Below are 5,372 nucleotides of genomic sequence, written 5' to 3' on the forward strand. Positions count from 1 at the left end.
TCGGCATTCGTGCTAAGAACCGTTCTCGTGTGATCGGACACGTGCATACGAGACAGTTACATAATTGGTTGCTTCCTGATCGTGTTTTCTGTCTTCGGGCAGCAGACGGCATCCGCCTTCGGCCTCGGTCTCGTGGGCTCGGAGATGTGTCTACGAGACAGCCCCCGGGGTATCCGCCACCGGGCTACACCGACCCGGCCGCCTACGGTGCCGGCTATCCGGGCGGCTACGGTCCCGGCTACCCGCCGGGCTACCCGGCCGCACCCGACTACGGACAGGGCTATCCGGCGGGTTACCCGGGCGGCTACGGTCAGGAACCGGGCAACGGCACCAACACGATGGCCATCGCGTCACTGGTGGCCTCGGTGTTCGGACTGCTGTGCGGGATCGGCTCGATCGTGGGAATCGTGCTGGGCGCCGTGGCGCTCAACCAGATCAAGCAGACCCGGCAGGCCGGTTACGGGCTCGCGATGGGCGGCATCGTCGTCGGCATCACCAGCCTGGTGATCAACCTGATCTGGACCATCTACGCGCTGCGCTGAGCCATGACCGAACCCGAACCACCCCGGCAGTGGCCCGAGTATCCGCCGCGGCAGAACCCGGCCGGTCCCACTCCCGACCCCGATGCCCCGGTCGACTATCCGCCGGACTATCCCGGCCCGACCGCCTGGGCGGGACTGCCGCCGCCGGTCTATCCGCCGCCGTATCCCGGTTACGCACCCGGGCCGGGCTACGCCGATCCCTACGACCCGTACCGCCCGCAGCGCCCGCGCGGCACCAACGGCAAGGCCATCGGATCCCTGACGTGCGCGATCCTCGGCGTGCCGTTCTGCATGTGTTTCGTGCTGTCGCTGGTGGCCATCGTGCTCGGGGCAATGGCCATGTCGGAGACCAGACGCACCGGCCAGGCCGGATTCGGGCTGGCGACGGCGGGCATGGCCATCGGGGTGGCCTCGATCGTGCTGGCGGTCCCGCTGACCTTCGCCTACATCGTGGGCTAGGGGTGGGCTAGCTGGCTAACCGGTGGGCTGATCCGGCGGGCTGAACGGCTCGGCGAGCCTGCTCATCCCGGCCGCACGCCCCTTGCCGGCGATCACCAGCGCCATCTTGCGGCTGGCCTCGTCGATCATCTCGTCGCCGAGCATGACCGCGCCCCGCGCACCGCCGGCGCGGGAGGTGTGCCATTCGTAGGCCTCCAGGATCAGTTCGGCGCGGTCGTAGTCCTGCTGGCGCGGACTGAAGATCTCGTTGCCCGCGGCGATCTGGTCCGGATGCAGCACCCACTTGCCGTCGTAGCCCAGCGCCGCCGAGCGCCCCGCGACCCGCCGGAACGCGTCGACGTCGCGGATCTTCAGATACGGTCCGTCGATCGCGGCGATCCCGTGCGCCCGCGCGGCCACCAGGATCGTCATCAGCACATGGTGGTAGGCGTCGCCGACGTCGTAGCCCTCGGGTTGCTCGCCGACCACCAGCGTGCGGGTGTTCAGGCTGGCCATCAGGTCGGCCGGGCCCAGCACCAGCGCGTGCACGCGGGGGTGGGCGGCGATCGCGTCGACATTCGTCAGGCCCCGCGCGTCCTCGATCTGCGCGTCGATCCCGATCCCGCCGACCTCGAGCCCATGGGTGAGCTCCAGCTGGGTCAACAGCAGGTCCAGGGCGCTGACGTGGGCCGGCTCGGTGACCTTGGGCAGAACGACGACGTCCAGCTCGGCGCCGGCCGCGCCGACCACCTCGATCACGTCGGCATGGGTCCACGGTGTGGTCCAGTCGTTGACCCGCACACCGCGCAGCTGCCCGGCCCATCCGGGCTGGGCCAGCGCCGCCGCGACGGCCGTGCGTGCGGCGGCTTTCGCGTCCGGGGCCACCGCGTCCTCCAGGTCGAGGAACACCTCGTCGGCGGGCAGAGTCTTGGCCTTGTCGATCATCTTGGGGTTGCTGCCCGGCACCGACAGACACGTCCGACGGGCCCGATACGCGGAAGTCACGCATTCACTCCTACTCTTTGTGGTTATGGCGACGGTCAACCGGGTGTATGCGGCACGCTTGGCCGGTCTGGTCGTACTGGGCCCCGACGGCGAGTCGGTGGGCCGGGTCCGCGACGTCGTCATCAGTATCAGCATCGTCCGCCAGCAGCCACGCGTACTGGGTCTCGTCGTCGAACTTCTCACCCGCAGAAGGATTTTCGTCCCAATCCTGCGGGTCACCTCGATCGAGCCGCATTCGGTGACGCTGACCACGGGCAACGTCTCCCTGCGCCGGTTCGCTCAGCGTCCCGGCGAGGTGCTGGTGCTGGGCCAGGTGCTCGACACGCGGGTGCGTGTCAACGACCCGGAGCTGCCCCAGCTGGCCGGCTTGGACGTGGTGGTCGTCGACCTCGGCATCGAGCAGGTCCGCTCCCGGGACTGGGTGGTGACCCGGGTGGCCGTGCGCAGCCACCGCCGGCTGCGCCGCACCACGGTGCACGTCGTGGAGTGGCAGAACGTGCAGGGCCTGACCCCGTCGGGGCTGGCGATGCCCGGGCAGGGCGTGGCCCAGCTACTGCACCAGTTCGAGGACCAGCGACCCATCGAGGTCGCCGACGCCATCCGCGAGCTGCCACCCAAACGCCGCATCGAGGTGATCAACGCCCTCGACGACGAGCGTCTGGCCGACATCCTGCAGGAGCTGCCGCCCGACGAGCAGACCGAGCTGGTCCTGACGCTGGAAACCGAGCGGGCCGCCGACGTGCTGGAGGCCATGGATCCCGACGACGCCGCCGACCTGCTCGGGGTGCTCAACCCGAACCAGGCCGAATCGCTGCTGTCCAGGATGGATCCCGAGGACTCCGACCCGGTGCGCCGGCTGCTGCAGCACTCCCCCGACACCGCCGGCGGCCTGATGACCTCCGAGCCGGTGGTGCTGGCACCGGGCACCACCGTGGCCGAGGCGCTGGCCCGGGTGCGCGACCCGGACCTGACCCCCGCGGGTTCGTCGCTGGTGTTCGTGGTGCGGCCGCCGACCTCGACACCCACCGGCCGCTACCTGGGCTGCGTGCACCTGCAGCGGCTGCTGCGCGAGCCACCGGCAGCGCTGGTCAGCGGGATCGTCGACACCGATCTGCCGACGTTGGCCCCGGACTCCTCGCTGGCGGCGGTGACCCGCTACTTCGCGGCCTACAACCTGGTGTGCGGGCCGGTGGTCGACGAGGAGAACCATCTGCTGGGCGCGGTCACCGTCGACGACGTGCTCGATCACCTGCTGCCGCACGACTGGCGTTCCTCGGCGGAGGAACCCGAGTTGCCGATCCCCGAGGGCACCTCGTGAGCGAGTCCACCCGCGGCAGGCTCGACACGCCGCGCACGTCCCGGCTCAGCACGCCCCGGCTCGACGTGGAGGCCGTCGGCCGGGCCAGCGAGACGTTCGCCCGGTTCCTGGGCACCGGCCGCTACCTGGCCATCCAGACCGTCGTGGTCATCCTGTGGATCCTGCTCAACGCGGGGGCGTTCGCCTGGCAGTGGGACCCCTACCCGTTCATCCTGCTGAACCTGGCGTTCTCCACCCAGGCGGCCTACGCCGCCCCGCTGATCCTGTTGGCGCAGAACCGTCAGGAGAACCGGGACCGGGTCTCGCTGGAGGAGGACCGCCGGCGTGCCGAGCAGACCAAGGCCGACACGGAGTACCTGGCCCGGGAGTTGGCGGCGCTGCGGCTGGCGATCGGCGAGGTCGCCACCCGCGACTACCTGCGCCGCGAACTGGAGGAGTTGCACCAGATGCTGCAGGCCCTGCAGCCGCTGGCGCCGGAGAAGAACGAGTCGGGCCGCGACGGCACCGACAAGCGCGGAAAGAAGTCCGGCGGGTGACCGGGCCCGGCGATCGGATCCCGACATCGGTTCCGGGTCCGGGGCGGAACCGACCGGGGTCCGCGAGGTTCCGCGAGGTTCCGCGAGGTGAGAAGGACGTGAAAACGAGCACGGAATCGACGCCGAGGCCGGAGACTGTGAAGGCCGACCATTGTCGCCACAACTGTCACGAGAGTATGTATGGTGACTTGGTTCACAGGGTCCGGGCGGGTGGATTCCCGCCCCCGCAGTCGAGGACGGTCACGTGCGCATAGGGGGAGGTTCGGGTGTGCGCCCGGCCCTCACGAGGGCACTGAACACTGCGCGCGACACTGCGCGCGGCGGCGCCGCCAAGGCCGGCAGCCGACCCGTTCTCGGGGTGGCGGTCATCACCCCACTGGTGCTCGCGGCGGCGGTGGCCGGGGCGGGACCCTCCACCACCCTCTCGAGTCAGCCGCCCAACCCGGCGCCTCAGATCAGCGGCACCGATGTGCTGCCGTTGGCGGCCGTCGCGCCGACGCCGCCGGACACCTCGGGTCCCACGGTGGTCCCGGTCCAGCGGAGTCCCGCCAACTTCCGCATCGCGGCATCGACCCTGTCGGCACCGCCGCCGGCCGCGGTGGTCACCGCGCCCGGCGCGCTGCGTATCCCGGCCGTCGCGTTGAGCGCCTACCGCAACGCCGAGTCGATGATGGCGCGCGCCTACCCCAACTGCGGCGTCAGCTGGAACCTGCTGGCCGGCATCGGGCGCATCGAGTCCGGACACGCCAACAACGGCGCCACCGACGCGCAGGGCAAGGCCGTCAGCCCGATCTATGGACCCGCCCTGGACGGCACGCTGCCCGGTAACGAGATCATCGTGCAGAGCCGGCAGGCCGGGCGCGTCATCTACGCCCGCGCGATGGGGCCGATGCAGTTCCTGCCGGGCACCTGGTCGCGCTACGCCTCCGACGGCGACGGCGACGGCAACGCCGACCCCCAGAACGTCTACGACGCCGCGCTGGCCGCCGCGCGCTATCTGTGCAGCGGCAACATGAACCTGCGCGACCCCTCGCACGTGATGGCGGCCATCCTGCGCTACAACAACTCCACCGCCTACGCCCGCAACGTGCTGGGCTGGGCGGCGGCCTACGCCACCGGCGTCGAGCCGGTCAACCTGCCGCCGATCACCGGCCCGGTGCCGCCGATCAGCGACGCACACCTGGACAACTTCCAGGGGCTGGGCCCGGACCTGCCCATGACCGCCTTCGGGACGGGCAGCCTCAACGACACCGGCGTGGCCAATCAGCTGCCGGTTCCGCCCGGGCCGCTCGGCGAGGGGACACCGCACGCGCCGCAGCTGGCACCGTGCGCCATCTTCTGCATCACCGGGACGCCGTCGGCCCCGGCCCTGGCGCAACCCGACGCCGCACCCGCGGCCCCGCCGGCGCCGGCCCCGCCGTTCGGCGCACCACCGCCGGATGGAAAGGCCCAACGGAGAATCGAACTGCGTCATGAAGACCGGGATCGGATCGGTGGATGCCTCGTTGATGGCGGCCTCGAATCCGGCACGGT

5 protein-coding genes and 1 pseudogene are annotated in these 5,372 nt (G+C 70.7%); 5 read left to right on the forward strand and 1 reads right to left on the reverse strand.

Annotated elements, in window-relative coordinates; all coding sequences use genetic code 11:
- Nucleotides 1-161: 161 nt before the first annotated feature.
- Together CSR00_RS29205 and CSR00_RS29210 are read left to right on the forward strand one after the other, a co-directional pair.
- Nucleotides 162-542, forward strand: a pseudogene (locus CSR00_RS29205) (DUF4190 domain-containing protein); the annotation flags it as partial.
- Between the two features lie 3 nt (nt 543-545).
- Nucleotides 546-1,001: a DUF4190 domain-containing protein gene (locus tag CSR00_RS29210; RefSeq protein ID WP_099025849.1), complete on the forward strand. Its 456-nt coding sequence runs from the start codon at nt 546-548 to the stop codon at nt 999-1,001.
- Nucleotides 1,002-1,016: 15 nt separating this feature from the next.
- On the opposite strand, the gene CSR00_RS29215 is transcribed toward CSR00_RS29210, so the two are convergent.
- The gene (locus CSR00_RS29215; protein ID WP_099025850.1) at nt 1,017-1,985 is read right to left on the reverse strand and encodes an HpcH/HpaI aldolase/citrate lyase family protein; all 969 of its coding nucleotides are present in this window, start codon (nt 1,983-1,985) and stop codon (nt 1,017-1,019) included.
- A 25-nt stretch (nt 1,986-2,010) separates the two neighbouring features.
- Here CSR00_RS29215 and CSR00_RS29220 point away from each other — a divergent pair, with 25 nt between their 5' ends.
- The 3 genes from CSR00_RS29220 to CSR00_RS29230 form a co-directional block, all read left to right on the forward strand.
- Nucleotides 2,011-3,303, forward strand: coding sequence for a magnesium transporter MgtE N-terminal domain-containing protein (locus tag CSR00_RS29220; RefSeq protein WP_099025851.1), 1,293 nt, complete (start codon nt 2,011-2,013; stop codon nt 3,301-3,303).
- Nucleotides 3,300-3,839, forward strand: a complete 540-nt coding sequence (locus tag CSR00_RS29225; protein WP_099025852.1) for a DUF1003 domain-containing protein — start codon at nt 3,300-3,302, stop codon at nt 3,837-3,839. The genes CSR00_RS29220 and CSR00_RS29225 overlap by 4 nt, the downstream gene beginning before the upstream one ends.
- 244 nt (nt 3,840-4,083) lie before the next feature.
- The coding region (locus CSR00_RS29230) for a lytic transglycosylase domain-containing protein (RefSeq protein WP_099025853.1) at nt 4,084-5,372 on the forward strand (1,289 nt) is incomplete at its 3' end.

Source organism: Mycolicibacterium palauense (genome assembly GCF_002592005.1).
Taxonomy (GTDB): Bacteria; Actinomycetota; Actinomycetes; order Mycobacteriales; family Mycobacteriaceae; genus Mycobacterium; species Mycobacterium palauense.